This is a genomic window from Sphingomonas sp. P4_D12 (assembly GCF_056401895.1).
In genome coordinates this window covers 591676-606845 of sequence record NZ_JBFUIL010000006.1, presented here as the reverse complement: position 1 = coordinate 606845, position 15170 = coordinate 591676, and the positions used below count along the sequence as shown (strand labels likewise).

Here is a 15170-nt window from a genome sequence, read left to right as displayed (position 1 = left end):
CCCATAGAATACGCTGTTGGGCGGTCGGGTGGGGGAGCGGGCCGGTGCCGATTACAAAGACGCTGCTATGTCGAGATTGTCGATCAGCCGGGTCGTGCCGAGTCGCGCGGCGGCGAGCAGGCGGCGGGATTTGCCTGGCTGCGGATCTCCCAAGGTCGCGGCGTCGACCAAGGCGACATAATCGGTGACGAAGCCTGCCTCGGCCAATGACGCCATCGCGGAATCGATCGCGCCCGGCTCCCCCGCCTCGATCGCGCGCTTGGCCTCGGCCAGCGCCTTGGGCAGCGCCACGGCTCGCGCGCGCTCGTCGGGCGAGAGGTAGATGTTGCGCGACGACAAAGCGAGCCCGTCCGCCTCGCGCACCGTCGGCACGCCGACGATCTCCAGCTCCATATCGAGATCGGCGACCATGCGGCGGATCACCGCGAGCTGCTGAAAATCCTTTTCGCCGAAATAGGCCGTGTCGGGGCGCACCTGGTTGAACAATTTGGAGACCACCGTCGCGACGCCGTCGAAATGGCCGGGCCGCGCGGCGCCGTCGAGCCCGTCGCTCACGCCCGACACCGAGACGTTGGTGGCGAACCCCGCCGGGTACATGTCGTCGACTCCCGGCATCCACAACAGGTCGCAGCCATAGGCGATCAGCAACGCCTTGTCGGCTTCCGCCGGGCGCGGATAGCGCGACAGATCCTCGTTCGGACCGAATTGCTTGGGATTGACGAAGATCGACGCGACGACTTTCGCCCCTGTCGCCCGCGCGGCGTCGACCAGCGCCATATGCCCGGTATGGAGCGCTCCCATTGTCGGCACGAGCGCGACGCGTGCGCCATCGCTGCGCAGCTCGGCGGTCGCGCGTCTCAAATCGGGCAGATGATGGACAATTTGCATGGGACTTGTCGCTTCGATAGACGAGGGTTCGCCTGTAAGAGGCGCGGGGCATCTCAGGCAACCAGGGTCTTTACGTGGCGGACGCCAGCAAACCACATATGATCGTCTTCGCCAACGAAAAGGGCGGGACCGGCAAGTCGACCACCGCGGTCCATGTCGCGATCGCGCTGCAGGCGCGCGGCGCGCGCGTCGCGGCGTTCGACCTCGACCATCGCCAGCGCACCATGGCGCGCTATTTCGAGAATCGCGTCGCCACCGCCAAGCGCACCAGCCGCGAGCTGCCGACGCCCGCCTTCGCCGCGCATGACGGCGAGAGCCTGGAATTTTTCGACGACACGTTAGGCCGGCTCTGCAGCGACGCCGATTTCGTGGTGATCGACACCCCCGGCCGCGACGACCGGTTCGGGCGACTGGCGGCGAGCCGCGCCGATACGTTGGTCACGCCGATGAACGACAGCTTCGTCGATTTCGACCTGATCGGGCAGGTCGACCCCGACACCTACAAGGTCACCCGGCCGAGCTTCTACGCCGAACTGATCTGGGACGCGCGCAAGGCCCGGGCCAAGGCCGATGGCGTGGCGATCGACTGGGTCGTGTTGCGCAACCGCCTCCAGCATATCGAGGCGCGCAACATGCGCCGCGTGTCCGACGCGCTCGACCAGCTCGCCAAGCGCGTGGGATTCCGCATCATTCCGGGCTTGGGCGAGCGCGTCATCTATCGCGAATTGTTTCCCAAGGGGCTGACGATGATCGACAGCCGCGATTTCGGTGAGATGGGCATGGCGCATGTCGCCGCGCGGCAGGAGCTGCGCGAGATGATGGCGGCGCTCGCGCTGCCCGAGCCGGTCCTGCCGCTCTTCGCCTGATCATGGCCAAGCTCCTCCTCGCACTGGCGGTTGCCTGGTTCGGCTGGTGGCTGTGGCAAGGACCCAAGAAGGTCTGGACCGACGGCCGCCGCAAGCCGCAACGCAGCGAGGATGAGATCAGCGCGCTGGCCGTGCTGGGACTCGATCCCGGCGCCAGTCGCGACGAGATTCGCGTCGCGCACCGCCGCCTGTTGCGCAACGTCCATCCCGATCATGGCGGCACCGACGAGCTCGCTCGTCGCGTAAATGAGGCGCGCGACATCTTGTTGAAGCCGAGGATTGAGCCGAGGGATTGAACTTTTTCCCTGCTCGGCGGATTGGGCGCGCATCAACCTGACGGGAGCCCCCATGACCCACCGTTTCGATCCTACATCCCTGCGCGAATACGATATCCGCGGAGTCGTCGGCAAAACCCTGTCGACCGACGATGCTCGCGCGATCGGTCGCACCTTCGGCACGATCGTGCGCCGCGCCGGCGGCACCCGCGTCGCGGTGGGACGCGACGGCCGTATTTCATCGCCGGCGATGGAGGCGACATTGGTCGAAGGGTTGCTCGCGTCGGGGGTGAGCGTGATCCGCACCGGGATGGGTCCGACCCCGCAGCTTTACTGGGCCGAGGCCGAGCTGGAAGTCGATGGCGGCATCCAGATCACCGGCAGCCACAACCCAGCCGAATATAACGGCTTCAAGATGGTGCTGCAGCATCGTCCGTTCTTCGGCGAGGACATCCAGAAACTCGGCCGGATGGCGGCCGAGGGTGATTGGGAGGAAGGCGAGGGCGAAGTTTCCGACGTCGATATCGTCGACGATTATGTCGGCCGGCTGATGGCCGGCTATTCGGGCGGCGCCTATCGGATCGGCTGGGACGCCGGCAATGGCGCCGCGGGTCCGGTGATCGAGAAGCTGACCAAATTGCTGCCGGGCGAGCATCATTTGCTGTTCACCGAGGTCGACGGCAATTTCCCTAATCATCATCCCGATCCGACCGAGGAAAAGAACCTGGCCCAGCTCAAGGCGCTGGTGGCGGAGAAGGGACTCGATTTCGGCGTGGCGTTCGACGGCGACGGCGACCGGATCGGCGCGATCGACGGGAAGGGCCGGGTGATCTGGGGCGACCAGATATTGTCGATCCTGGCCGAGCCGGTGCTGCGGGAATTGCCTGGCGCGACGATCATCGCCGACGTCAAGGCGAGCCAGGCGCTGTACGACCGCATCGCCGAGCTGGGCGGGCAGCCGTTGATGTGGAAGACCGGGCACAGCCTGATCAAGACCAAGATGAAGGAGACGCACGCGCCGCTCGCCGGCGAGATGTCGGGCCACATCTTCTTCGCGCACGAATTCTACGGTTTCGACGATGCGCAATATGCCGCGGTCCGGCTGATCCGCGCGGTCCACATGATCGGCAAGTCGATGAACGAGATCAAGGACGCCATGCCGGTGATGGTCAACACGCCCGAAATGCGCTTTCAGGTCGACGAAAGCCGCAAGTTCGCGGTGATCGACGAAGTGCTCGACCGGCTCGAAACCGACGGCGCCGACGTCAACCGCACCGACGGCGCGCGGGTCAACACGCCCGACGGCTGGTGGCTGCTCCGCGCGTCGAACACCCAGGACGTGCTGGTCGCGCGCGCCGAGGCGAAGGATCAGCCCGCGCTCGACCGCCTGCTCGCGCAGATCGACGCGCAGCTGGCGGCAAGCGGGCTCGAGCGCGGGCCGCAAGCGGGGCATTGAGTCTCCCGGCAGACTTCACATCGTCATCCCCGCGCACGCGGGGATGACGGTTGGAAAGTGGCCCTAGGTGGCTTTTCCCGGCCAAAGCCCCCATCTAGCCCGAATGGCGTCCCCCTCGATCATCCGTGTCATCGACCTCGAAACCACCGGCGACGCGCCGCCGCAGCATGGCGTGCTGGAAGTGGGTTGGCAGGACGTCGCGCTGGGCGCGGACGGGCGCTGGGAAATATACGGCGAAGGCGGCAGCCGGATGGTCAATCCCGGCCGACCGATCCCGCCAATCACCCAGGCGATCCATCATATTCTCGACGAACAGGTGGCCGACGCGCCTTATTGGATCGATGTCGCGCGTCCGGTGCTCGATCCCTATCCGCGCCGCATCGCGCTCGCCGCGCATCGCGCCGATTTCGAGGAGCAATTCTGCACCCCGACGCTGACTCACGGCGCCGACTGGATCTGCACGTGGAAATGCGCGCTCAGGCTGTGGCCCGATAGCCCGAGCTTCTCCAACCAGGTGCTACGTTATTGGCGTAAGCCCGAGGGGCTCGAGCATGAACGCGGCCTGCCCGCGCACCGCGCCTTTCCCGACGCCTATGTCACCGCGCACCATCTGCGCGACATGCTCAACGAGGCGTCGGTCGCGCAATTGATCGAATGGTCGAACCAGCCCGGCCTGCTGCCGCGCGTGCGCTACGGGCCGGATCGCGGCAAGGAATGGAGCGAGATCGCCGAGGACAGCCTGGCCGGCTTCCTGACCGACCGCGACCCCGACGTGCGCTTCACCGCGGAGACCGAACTCGCCCGGCGGCGTGGCGGCGGCGCGGTCGGGCGCGCCAATCTGCAGGGCCTGTTGCTGTAGAGATTACCCTGCCGCGGTCTTAACCGCGTCGCAGATACGGTCGACCACCGCCTCGACCTGAGCGGCATCCTCGCCTTCGGCCATCACGCGGATCACCGGCTCGGTGCCCGACGGGCGAATCACCAGCCGGCCCTTGCCCTCGAGTTCGCCCTCGGCATCGGCGATCACTGCCTTGACCCCGGCATCGTCGAGCGGCTTGCCGCCCTTGAAGCGCACGTTCTTGAGCAATTGCGGCAGCGGATCGAAGCGATGGAGCAATTCGCTCGCCGGAATCCCCGAGCGGACCAGTTCGGCGAGGATCTGCAGCGCCGCGACCAGCCCATCGCCGGTGGTGGCATAATCCGACAGGATGATGTGCCCCGATTGCTCGCCGCCGACATTGTATCCCTGGCCGCGCATCGCTTCGAGCACATAACGGTCGCCGACCGCGGTGCGGATCAGCTTGATCCCCTGCGCGCTGAGATGGCGTTCGAGTCCCAGGTTGGACATCACCGTAGCGACCAGCCCGCCATTGCGGAGATTGCCCGCCCGCGCCCAGCCGGTCGCGATCACCGCCATCAGCTGATCGCCGTCGATCACGCGGCCATTCTCGTCGACGACGATCAGACGGTCGGCGTCGCCGTCGAGCGCGATGCCGATATGCGCGCCGCTGGCGACCACCGTCTCGCACAGGGTCTCCGGCGCGGTCGATCCGACCTGATCGTTGATGTTCTTGCCGTTGGGGGTGACGCCGATCGCGATGACCTCTGCCCCCAATTCCCACAAGGCCGAGGGCGCGACCTGATAGGCGGCGCCATTGGCGCAATCGACCACGATCTTGAGCCCGTCGAGCGTCAGATCATCGGGAAAGGTCGCCTTGGCGAAATGGATATAGCGCCCGCGCGCATCCTCGACCCGGCGCGCGCGGCCGATATCGGGCGCATCGGCCAATGCGACGTCGCCGTCGATCAGCGCCTCGATCGCCGTCTCGTCGGCATCGCTCAATTTATAGCCGTCAGGGCCGAACAATTTGATGCCATTATCGGCATAGGGGTTGTGGCTGGCCGAGATCATCACGCCCAGATCGGCGCGCATCGACTTGGTCAGCATGCCGATCGCCGGGGTCGGCAGCGGCCCGAACAAAGTCACGTCCATGCCGACGCTGGTAAACCCGGCGACCAGCGCGTTTTCGAGCATATAGCCCGACAGCCGCGTGTCCTTGCCGATCACCACGCGATGCTTGTGGTCGCCGCGAACGAAATGCGCGCCGGCCGCCATGCCGACCTTCATCGCCATCACCGCGGTCATCGGCTGCATGTTGGTCAGGCCGCGAATACCGTCCGTACCGAAATATTTTCTTGCCATTCTGCCCGTTTCCGTCCGCTATCCCGCGCCAAGGCCGCCTCTTAGCGCGGCAAACGAAGAAGGGCGAGCATGAGCCAAGCATTGAGGATCCTGATCTCGCTGGTGGCGGGCCTGGCGCTGGGTATCGCGCTCGCCAATTGGGCGCCCGACGCCGGCGGCTGGGTCCTGGTCTTCACCAAGCGGATCGGCGGCGCCTGGCTGCACGGGCTGCAGATGGTGATCGTGCCGCTGGTCGTGGCGCTGCTGGTGATCGGCATCGCCGCCTCGGCCGAAGCGGCGCGCGCCGGCAAGATCGCCGGGCGCGCGCTGATCTTCTTCGTCGTCATCCTGTGGTTCAACACGATCATGTCGGCGCTGCTCACGCCATTGCTGCTCAAGCTGTTCCCGCTCCGCCCCGATTGGGCAATGGCGCTCAGGGCCTCGCTGTCGAGCGCCAAGACCGCCGGCCAGGTGCCGACGCTGGGCGATTTCTTCGACAAGATCGTGCCGACCAACATCATCGACGCCGCCGCGACCGACGCTTTCCTGCCGCTGACCGTGTTCGCGATGGTGTTCGCCTTCGCCATCACCCGGTTGCAGCCCGATCGCCGCAAGCTGATGGTCGATCTGTTCCAGGCGATCGCCGACGCGATGATCGTGGTGATCGGCTGGGTGCTGGTGCTCGCCCCGCTCGGCGTGTTCTGCCTGGCGTTCGGAGTGGGCATGGAAACCGGCGCGGCCGCGTTCGGCGCGCTGGCGCATTATGTCGCGATCGTCTCGACGCTCGGTATCCTGGTGCTGCTGTCGGCCTATCCGATCGCGGCGATCGGTGCGCGCATAAGCATCGGGCGCTTCGCCCGCGCCGTCCTGCCGAGCCAGATCGTCGCGATCAGCACCTCGTCCTCGCTCGCCTCGCTCCCGACCATGCTCCGCTCGAGCGAGGCGATCGGCGCCCCGGCGCGGGTGTCGGGCATCGTCCTGCCGATCGCGGTCGCGGTGTTCCGCGCGACCAGCCCGGCGATGAACCTGGCGGTCGCGCTCTATGTCGCGCATCTGACCGGCACGCCAATCGGCCCCGGCCAGCTCGCCGCCGGCGTCGTCACCGCGGCGATCACGACGATGGGGTCAGTATCGCTGCCGGGCACGATCAGCTTCTTCGCCTCGGTCGCGCCGGTAGCGGTGGCGATGGGCGTGCCGCTCGAGGCGCTGGGGCTGCTGGTCGCGGTCGAGACGGTGCCTGACTTGTTCCGGACGCTGGGCAATGTGACGATGGACGTCGCGGTCACCGGCACGATCGCGGTGCGGAGTGGGATCACGCCGGAAGGTGAGGGCGAGACCGATCGGATGGTTGAGCAGCTGCCTGGGTGATCTTGGCTACACTCCTTCTCCCCTTGTGGGAGAAGGAGGGAGGCGCGAAGCGCCGGAAGGATGAGGGGGAGTCGGCGAACCCTTGGAGTCCCTCTCACCCTTCCCACTCGGCTACGCCGAGCGGGCCCCTTCCCTCTCCCACAAGGGGAGAGGGAAACTCGGACCCCTACCCCCCAATCCAGCGCCAGATCCCCGCGGGCATGCCCGCCAGCGGCAGATGCGCCCAGGTCGCGGCGAGCCACAAGGCGATCCCGCCCACGGCCGGCACGACCCCGGCCGGCGTGAACTTGACGCGCCCGCTGAGGATCGCGCCGAGCGGCCAGTAGCTGGTATGCGCTTCCCATGCCCGCCACGTTTCGGGCTGGAGCTTTTCCTTCTTCCTGTCCTGCAGCGCCGCGCCGACCAAGGCGAGGAAGATGATCGCCTTCGCCAGCACGATATTGGCGGGCGTCGGCATCACCAGGATATGCGCCACGCCCCACAGCGTAAAACTCCACATCATCGGATGCCGCGTCACGCTGAACACGCCGCGCGGCTCGGGCAGCGCGCTCGCCGCTCGCGGCGGTCCCGGTAGCGCCGGATTGCCAAGCAGCGACCCCACGAACATGATGCTCGCGAAGAACATGATCACCGTGCTCAGGATCCACAGCCCGTCCCCGACCGCCCAGAACGGCGCCTCGGGCGGCACCGCGCGGAACGCCAGCGCGAGCCAACCGAACGTCGCCAGCGCGACCAGCGAATAGACGCCCTGGAACGGCAGTTCGCCGATCGCGCGCACGACGGTGCCACGCAACGGGTGCGACAGCAGGAAATGCGACCCGACGAACGCCACCGCGGCGGCGATTTCCCAGCATAACGGACTCATGGACCCTCTCCCCCGAACCGTTCCGGGAGAGAGCCTAGGCCATCACTGGACCCCGTGCATCCACTTCTTGAGCGGCCAGGCCAGCACGAGCAGCAGCACGCCGAGTCCGATCGCCACCAGCGCGATCGTCGTGAAGGTGTGCGTATAGGTATCCAGGCTGACCTTCAAATTGGTCGCTTGCCCGCCAACCGTCTCGACGCTGGCAAATTGCGCCACCAGACCCGCGACATATTGCGCGACGGAGATCGACAGGAACCACACCCCCATCATCAACCCGACGACCCGCGCGATCGACAGCTTGGTGATCATCGACAGCCCGACCGGCGAGATGCAGAGCTCGGCGATCGAATGGATCACGTAGAGCCCGGCAAGCCACCACAACCCGACCTTGAAATTGCTGTCGGCGAAGGTCGATCCCCAGACCAGGAACAGGAAGCCAGCGCCCACGCCCATCAACGCGCCGGCGAACTTGATCGGGATCGAGGGCTCCCAGCCGCGCCGCGCGAGCCAACCCCAAAAGGCGCTCATCACTGGCGCCAGCAGCACGATCGAGATCGGGTTGAAATTCTGCGTCTGCGGCGCCGACATCACCCAGTCGCCGATGATGGTGCGGTCGGTATTGCGGTCGGCGAACAGGGTCAGGCTCGACCCGGCCTGTTCGAACAAGGTCCAGAACACGACGTTGAAGACGATCAGCACCATCGCCGCGACCATCATCTCGCCTTCCTTGCGGCTACCCTTCACGAACGACCAGATGAGGATGCCGGGGACCGAGACGATGAACGTGCCGAACAGCAATTTACCCGTCAGCGGGAGCGACGCGAGATAGCCGATGAAGCCCGAGCCCGCGGCGGGTTCCTCGGCCTGCATCAAATTGACGAACAGGAAATAGACCACTGGCACGGCGACGATCGCGAGCACGTAGATCAGCATCGCCCGGTCGGGACCTTCGCGTGGTGGTGGGTTGCCGTACGCGTCGAGCCGGCCGCCATGATAACTGATCATGAAGAAGGAAATCACCATCGCCACGCCGGCGAGGCCGAGCCCGAACGGCCATCCGAAACTGTCGGCGAAGATCGCGCAGAGGAACTGGCCGAGGATCGAGCCGGTGTTGATCCCCATGTAGAAGATGGTGAAGCCGGCATCGCGGCGGCGGTCGCCCTGTTCGTAGAGCTCGCCGACCATCGTCGAGATATTGGGCTTGAAGAAGCCGTTGCCGACCGAGACCAACGATAGCGCCATCAACAGGATCATCGTCAGGAGCGGGCTGCGCTCGGCTTCCTCGGCATAGCTGCCTTTGGCGATCTTGCGGACCTCGTGCCCGTCTGCGCCGAGCAGCGACAGGCTGCCATCGTCGTTACCCCGCATCACCAGCTTCTGGCTGCCGTCAATCAGGTAGCGCGCCTCTTGCGGGTCGCTGGTCGGCGTGTCGCGGAAATGATCGACGACCACTTCGTACTTCTTGCCGTCAATCACCTGATAGGGCTTGGCCGGCTGACCGCCGAAGGCGAGCGTGAAATAGCCGACCGCCATCATCAGCGCGCCGAAACGCACTGCGCGCTTCGAGCCGAGATATTGGTCGGCAAGCAATCCGCCGACCAACGGGGTCAGATAGACCAACGCGGTATAGCCGCCATAGAGGCCGGTCGAGGCGCGGTCGCCGAGGATGAAATGCTTGGTGAGATAGAGCGTGAGCAGCGCCCGCATGCCGTAAAAGCCGAACCGCTCCCACATCTCGGTCCCGAACAGCCAATAGAGCGGCTTGGGATGGCCTAACCAGGTTCCCTCCGCCGCCGGATTGGTGTGGGTGATGTCCGGCTCGCGCGGATTGTCCGCGGTCGGGGTGTCCACCATGCATTCGCTCCCTGAATTCTTGCTCCCGCCGTCTCAAAACGCGGCGAGTGGATGAAGCGAGACTAGCGGCAAAGCGAGGCGAGTAAATATACCGACAGCGGGGCACAGACTCCGTTGCCGGTGGTCGTGTGCATTCCTAGATGGCGACGATGTTCAACGACCGCTCCACGCCGCTTTCGCTGCTGTCGACCCGCCGGTCGGGCAAGCCGCGCGACCTTGTCGCGCCCGGCCCCGACGATGCGCAACTGCAGCAGATCCTGGAGATTGCCGCGCGTACCCCCGACCATGGCAAGCTCGCGCCCTGGCGGTTCGTGATCGTTCCCGCCGACAAGCGCGCCGCGCTGGCCGAAACGATCACCACTGCCTATCGTGCCGAGCGGCCGCAGGCGGCGCGGCTGGAGATCGAGGCACTCGAGCAATTCGCGACCCAGGCGCCGGCGTTGGTGGTGGTGCTGTCGTCGCCCAAGATCGACAGCCATATCCCGCTTTGGGAACAGCAATTGTCGGCGGGCGCCGCGGGTATGAACCTGCTTCACGCCGCGCATGCTCTCGGCTTCGCGGGCGGGTGGCTGACCGGCTGGGCGGCTTATTCCGACGCGGTGCGCGATGCGTTCGGCGCGGAACCCGAACGGATCGCCGGGTATATCTTCCTGGGAACGCCGGGAAAGCAACTAGAAGAAAGGCCGCGCCCCGATCTGCAAAAGATTATTTCAACATGGCAAGGGTAATTGACTGGACTCTTTTCACCGTTGCTGTATTAATGCACCATGGCACTTAGCAATGATGACAGCCCGGTTTACATCCGGTTGAGGGGCACGATCTCGGCGGCGATTCTGCGGGGCGAATATCGTGCGGGGGACCAATTGCCGTCGGTCCGCGCACTCGCGGCCGAACATGGCGCCAACCCGCTGACCGTCGCCAAGGCCTACCAGAGTTTCCAGGACGACGGTTATGTCGAGGTGCGGCGCGGCGTCGGCATGTTCGTCCTGCCCGGCGCGGCGGAAAAGCTCCGCATCGCCGAGCGCGATCGCTTCGTGACCCAGCAATGGCCGCGCATCGCCGATTATATCGAGCTGCTCGGACTCGACGCCGCCGACCTGCTCGAGCGCGAAGGCGCCTGAATTTCCGGCCGGATTTCCGGCCCTTGCCATCGATCGCCGCGGCGCACATGCTGCTTCTCTATCGAGGAGATGGTCATGGCCAGATCGACGCTCGCTTTCGCCACCCTGTCGCTGATCCTGCTCGTCGGCTGCGCTCCGCAGACCGCGACAGTGACCAATAACGTCACGGTGGAAACGACCACCACCAACACCGACATCGTCGCCTCACCCGCCGACAACGCGAGTGCAATGCCCGACAACGCCGTCGCGCCGCCGACCGAGACGCCGTCGCTGGCCGGCTATGCCGGCAAATCGCCGTACGACAAGATTGCCGGCAAGACCTTCACCGAAACCGATGCGGTCAAGGCGGCAATCGCCGGGTCGGGAGCGAACGCCGAGGCGCGCAAATGGCTGGCCGACACTACCGGGCCGGCGAGCCCGATCGTGCTGCAGGACGGCAAGCTGCTGATGAACGAGTGCCAGGAGCACAATTGCAGCGACCATAATTGGACGATCGCGATCGCGCCCGACGGCACCGGTGCGGAAATCTGTTATTACGACATGAAGCTGGGGCCGAAGCCGCAATGGTTCGTCGGCGGCAAGGCGGTGGACCGTCCGGCGGCGGGGGATGAGGGGTGTATCCAGTCGGAGCATTGAGCGACGCTGTCCGGGACGAAGTTGATCGTGCTCCCGCGAAAGCAGGGCGCCCCCCGCTTTGCCATGCTAGGTCATGAACGACGAAGGGGACTGACTGCTAAGCGCCAGAACACCCGTCGCTCAGCGATATCTCTGCCAATCCCAAAAGCCGCCCTTTGAAGGGATCAGGCGGCAACTTCCCATTCAGCACAGGCTGGTATAGCTCTAGCGATCGAGGCGGTGATTTAGGTAATGAGCGAAGCGGACAACATTGTCGGCGCCTTTAGCGAGGAGCAGGCTGCCCGCTTGTCTGGTGTCTCGTTGAACCAGCTGCGCCGGTGGGACGCGGATGAATTCTTTTGTCCAAGTTTCAGCGATGCGAAGGGTGTTCCCTTCGGGCGCATCTACTCGTTTCGGGACATCGTCTCCCTTCGCGTGCTGAACGATCTACGGAACAAGAAGAAAATTTCGCTCTCCCACCTCCGCGAAGTTTCGCGAGAATTGTCGCACCTTGGCGATGAAAAATGGACAGCGACGACTCTCTATGTCCTCGGCCGACGCGTCGTTTTCGACGATCCGCGCACCAACCTTCGTCAGGAAGTAGTGAGCGGCCAGAGGGTTTTCGACATCCCGCTTCGCGTGGTGATCTCCAGCACGCGTCGGGCAGTGCAGGAACTCAATGACCGCAGTGATCGGATTGGCCAAGTTGTTAGGGCGCGATTCATCGCTCAGAACGAGCCCGTGATTGCAGGGACGCGGGTCTCGGTAACCGCCATCCGCGAGTTCGCCGAAGACGGTTACTCGGTCGCTCGGATCATCAAGGAATATCCAGTGCTGACCGAGGCGGACGTCGCCGCTGCACTCACTTACATCTCGGAGCCGGTCGCCGCTTAATGGCGAAGACGACGATCAAACTTAGTTTTTTCCTCGACAATAACGTGCCGGATTCGATCGGCGGCTTCCTGCAGCGTCGCGGGCATAGTGTACAGCGCCAGCGCTTCTCCATTCCAGCGGACTCGCCCGATCCGGTGGTCGCTATGACAGCGCTCAGAGCCGGCCGTATCCTCGTCACGCAGGATAAAGACTTCAACAGCCAGCGCTTCCAACAGGATCGATTCGCATTGCTGAGTCGAATTTCGCTCAGCGGGCCGTCCACGACGTTGTTGCCGGCGTTGAAGGAGCATCTCCACCTCATCGAGTTCCAGTGGGCGCATTGTCAGCAGATTAGGGCGACCAGGATGGTAGCATTCGTGAAGCTGGGGAACGTTCGCTTCAAGTCATAAGGGCGGCCGAAACGATGGTGATGGTGATTTACGCTGACGGATTGCCAACCAGCGTGGGTTTCAGGCTTGCTTTAATGGTCACGTTCCTCCGCCGACTTCCGCTTCGCTCCACCATCTCAACTGGCGCGCTTTACCGCTACTGCGAACAATGGTGTCGAGAGAGACCGCCAGGCGATCGACGCTACTGGCGGTTGAAATGCGCCTGAACAACCGGCGCACATATGGCTTTGAAGGCTCGATAAAGCACAGGAAGCCGTCTCCATACTCTTCGTAATTTCCGCACCCAATCCACAGTGGGAAGGCGTCATGCTTCAGGTCGATGCGCCAGCCCCAGTCCTCGGCGTTGACACTGGCGATTTCGAACCCGCTCCTCGGCAACTCCGCCATTAGGAACTCAGCTAGGCGCTTTCCGAAGCGCCCCGGATTGATCACTTCTTCCTCGTCCGGATAGGCGGGGAATTCAATCGAGCGGAACTCAAGATGCGTTCGCATCGGCAGAGTTGGAGCAGACAATTCTTAATTTCCGCCTGCCACCACGCGCGAACCTCCGGTCGTGAACGCATTCGCGCTAATGACTGCTAACGACCCATCAGTGGACATAGGTCCGGCGGAAAAGCTCCGCATCGCCGAGCGCGACCGCTTGGGGACCTGCCCGAGCGCGAACGCGCCTGAACTTCCGGCCGGATTTGCGGTCATTATCATCGCCCAATGCAGCGCTTTAGGGCGCTTGTCCGCGGCGCGGCCTTCCATCCCAGCTCTTCAAGACGATCCGCCCCAATGCGGACGTTCCGCGATCCGCTTTGACGTGGCGAACGCTGCCGGTAATTAGCTGACCATGGCGGGGCAGGAAACGGGGAGCGGGTCAGCCGCAGCGCTCAAGCCCGACATGACCCTGGTCAGTCGCGCGACGATCGGCATCCTGGTGGCAGTGTTCCTCGTCGCGCTCGTCCGATTTACCGCGCAGGCGTCCATCGCATTCAGTTTTCCCTATGCCTTTGATTACGGCGAAGGCGTGGTCTGGCAGCAGATGCGCAACATCGCGCAGGGCCAGGGCTACCAGCCGATCGGCATCTATCCCGCGATCGCCTATGAATACCCGCCCCTATTCCATCTTTGCGCGGCCGGCGTCGCGCGGATCACCGGGATCGACGAGCTCTACGCCGGGCGGCTCGTCTCGCTGGCGTCGGCGGTCGCATGCGCCATGCTCATCGCCCGGCTTACCGCTTATGCCCTGGCCGGCGAAAACCGGAAGGTGGTCTTCGGCGCCGCGACGATTGCGGGATTAGCGTTCCTCACGCTGCCGGTGGTCGACGAATGGGCGCTGTTGATGCGGATCGATCTGTTGGCCTGCGCCTTGTCGCTCGCGGGCATGCTGCTCGCGATCCACGCCCCTCGGTCGATTGGCGCCTGTGTCGCTGCCGGCCTCATGTTCACAATCGCATTGTACACGCGCCAGACCAGCCTGCCGGCGCCTGCCGGCGCGTTCCTGGTCCTTCTCGCGGTGCGCCCTTCACGGGCCTGGCTGATGGCTGCCGTTTCCATCGGTAGCGGGCTGGCTGCCCTTGCTGCGCTCGAATCCGCTACCCAAGGCGGCTTTCTGCTCAATATCGTTTCGTACAATATCAACCGCATCATCTGGGATCACGCCCTGGCGTTCGGCACCGTGCTGCTGGCCAATATTGCGGTGATCGGGATAGCGGCATTCGGCCTGCTCGACAGTGTTCGCGGCTCGGGCCTACGGCATTGGCGCGATCTCAGGGCGTGGCTCGCCACCGATCTGAAGAACGTGGCGATTTCGGTCGTCGTCGCGACACTGGCCTGCAAGACATTGATGCTGCCGGCGATCCTGAAATCGGGCGCGAGCGACAATTATTTGATCGACTGGTTTTCCGAACTCGCCATTTTGTTCGGCATCGCGATGGTGCCGGTGTTGCGCTCGACATTGCGCTTGCCGGCGAAGCCGAACGTGATCCTGTTGGGGCTGGTCGGCATTGTCCTGCCGCTGCAAACCGCCGGAGCCGGGCTTTTACCCGATCGCGGCGCCGTCAAGGTTCAGCAGCAAGCGCTCGATGCGATCGTCGCTCGCATCCGCCAGGCCAAAAGGCCCGTTATTTCCGACGATGCGACGCTGTTGATCAGAGCGGGACAATCGATGCGCTGGGAGCCGTCGATCGTCGCGGAGCTAGGCAGCGCCGGGCGCTATGACGAAGCCAAGTTCGTGACGCTGATCGAACAGCGCAGGTTCGCGTTTTTCGTCACCGATGGCGATCGTGGTGACGTGGTGTTCGATCAACGGTTCAATCCGAAAGTCGTCGAGGCGATCCACATGGCCTATCCTCGCCACGAACGCATTGGCGGACGGGTTCTGCATCTGCCTCCTGACGACGGCAATTAAGG

The 15170-nt window shown here is 64.5% G+C and carries 16 protein-coding genes; 11 read left to right on the top strand and 5 right to left on the bottom strand.

Annotated features, from left to right (window positions below):
• Positions 1-51: 51 nt before the first annotated feature.
• On the bottom strand, positions 52-888 hold the full coding sequence (panC, locus tag AC1DSD_RS15580; RefSeq protein ID WP_478031356.1) for a pantoate--beta-alanine ligase: 837 nt from the start codon (positions 886-888) through the stop codon (positions 52-54).
• A 98-nt stretch (positions 889-986) separates the two neighbouring features.
• Here panC and AC1DSD_RS15575 point away from each other — a divergent pair, with 98 nt between their 5' ends.
• The 4 genes from AC1DSD_RS15575 to AC1DSD_RS15560 all read left to right on the top strand — a co-directional run bounded on the left by AC1DSD_RS15575 (position 987) and on the right by AC1DSD_RS15560 (position 4344).
• A complete protein-coding gene (locus AC1DSD_RS15575; RefSeq protein ID WP_478031383.1) occupies positions 987-1754 on the top strand; it encodes a division plane positioning ATPase MipZ in 768 nt (255 codons plus the stop codon).
• A 2-nt stretch (positions 1755-1756) separates the two neighbouring features.
• Complete coding sequence (locus AC1DSD_RS15570; RefSeq protein ID WP_478031355.1) at positions 1757-2050, top strand: J domain-containing protein; 294 nt, start codon at positions 1757-1759, stop codon at positions 2048-2050.
• A gap of 52 nt (positions 2051-2102) precedes the next feature.
• Complete coding sequence (pgmG, locus tag AC1DSD_RS15565; RefSeq protein ID WP_478031354.1) at positions 2103-3485, top strand: phosphoglucomutase/phosphomannomutase PgmG; 1383 nt, start codon at positions 2103-2105, stop codon at positions 3483-3485.
• 103 nt (positions 3486-3588) lie between these two features.
• Positions 3589-4344, top strand: coding sequence for an exonuclease domain-containing protein (locus tag AC1DSD_RS15560; RefSeq protein ID WP_478031353.1), 756 nt, complete (start codon positions 3589-3591; stop codon positions 4342-4344).
• A gap of 3 nt (positions 4345-4347) precedes the next feature.
• Here the strand turns inward: AC1DSD_RS15560 and glmM are convergent, their stop codons facing one another.
• Complete coding sequence (gene glmM, locus AC1DSD_RS15555) at positions 4348-5688, bottom strand: phosphoglucosamine mutase (protein ID WP_478031352.1); 1341 nt, start codon at positions 5686-5688, stop codon at positions 4348-4350.
• Positions 5689-5757: 69 nt separating this feature from the next.
• Between glmM and AC1DSD_RS15550 the strand changes: the two genes are divergently transcribed.
• A complete protein-coding gene (locus AC1DSD_RS15550) occupies positions 5758-7035 on the top strand; it encodes a dicarboxylate/amino acid:cation symporter (RefSeq protein WP_478031351.1) in 1278 nt (425 codons plus the stop codon).
• A 166-nt stretch (positions 7036-7201) separates the two neighbouring features.
• Here the strand turns inward: AC1DSD_RS15550 and AC1DSD_RS15545 are convergent, their stop codons facing one another.
• Both AC1DSD_RS15545 and AC1DSD_RS15540 read right to left on the bottom strand, forming a co-directional pair.
• Positions 7202-7900: an NnrU family protein gene (locus tag AC1DSD_RS15545; protein ID WP_478031350.1), complete on the bottom strand. Its 699-nt coding sequence runs from the start codon at positions 7898-7900 to the stop codon at positions 7202-7204.
• Between the two features lie 42 nt (positions 7901-7942).
• Positions 7943-9754 carry a peptide MFS transporter gene (locus AC1DSD_RS15540; RefSeq protein WP_478031348.1) on the bottom strand — a complete coding sequence of 604 codons (1812 nt, stop codon included), beginning with the start codon at positions 9752-9754 and terminating at the stop codon, positions 7943-7945.
• Between the two features lie 149 nt (positions 9755-9903).
• Between AC1DSD_RS15540 and AC1DSD_RS15535 the strand changes: the two genes are divergently transcribed.
• From AC1DSD_RS15535 to AC1DSD_RS15515, 5 genes are all read left to right on the top strand, one after another.
• Positions 9904-10482 (top strand): nitroreductase family protein, encoded by a 579-nt coding sequence (locus AC1DSD_RS15535; protein WP_478031382.1) that lies wholly within the window; start codon positions 9904-9906, stop codon positions 10480-10482.
• Positions 10483-10521: 39 nt separating this feature from the next.
• Positions 10522-10875 (top strand): GntR family transcriptional regulator, encoded by a 354-nt coding sequence (locus AC1DSD_RS15530; protein WP_066805059.1) that lies wholly within the window; start codon positions 10522-10524, stop codon positions 10873-10875.
• Positions 10876-10950: 75 nt separating this feature from the next.
• Entirely contained in the window at positions 10951-11511 is a 561-nt protein-coding gene (locus AC1DSD_RS15525) for a hypothetical protein (protein ID WP_478031347.1), read from the top strand.
• A gap of 231 nt (positions 11512-11742) precedes the next feature.
• Positions 11743-12384, top strand: coding sequence for a DUF433 domain-containing protein (locus AC1DSD_RS15520; protein ID WP_478031346.1), 642 nt, complete (start codon positions 11743-11745; stop codon positions 12382-12384).
• Positions 12384-12773 (top strand): DUF5615 family PIN-like protein, encoded by a 390-nt coding sequence (locus tag AC1DSD_RS15515; RefSeq protein ID WP_478031344.1) that lies wholly within the window; start codon positions 12384-12386, stop codon positions 12771-12773. Before AC1DSD_RS15520 ends, AC1DSD_RS15515 begins: the two co-directional genes overlap by 1 nt.
• Before the next feature lie 78 nt (positions 12774-12851).
• Here the strand turns inward: AC1DSD_RS15515 and AC1DSD_RS15510 are convergent, their stop codons facing one another.
• Positions 12852-13286: a hypothetical protein gene (locus tag AC1DSD_RS15510; protein WP_478031342.1), complete on the bottom strand. Its 435-nt coding sequence runs from the start codon at positions 13284-13286 to the stop codon at positions 12852-12854.
• Between the two features lie 322 nt (positions 13287-13608).
• On the opposite strand from AC1DSD_RS15510, the gene AC1DSD_RS15505 reads away from it, so the two are divergent.
• Positions 13609-15168 (top strand): hypothetical protein, encoded by a 1560-nt coding sequence (locus tag AC1DSD_RS15505; RefSeq protein ID WP_478031340.1) that lies wholly within the window; start codon positions 13609-13611, stop codon positions 15166-15168.
• Positions 15169-15170 lie beyond the last annotated feature (2 nt).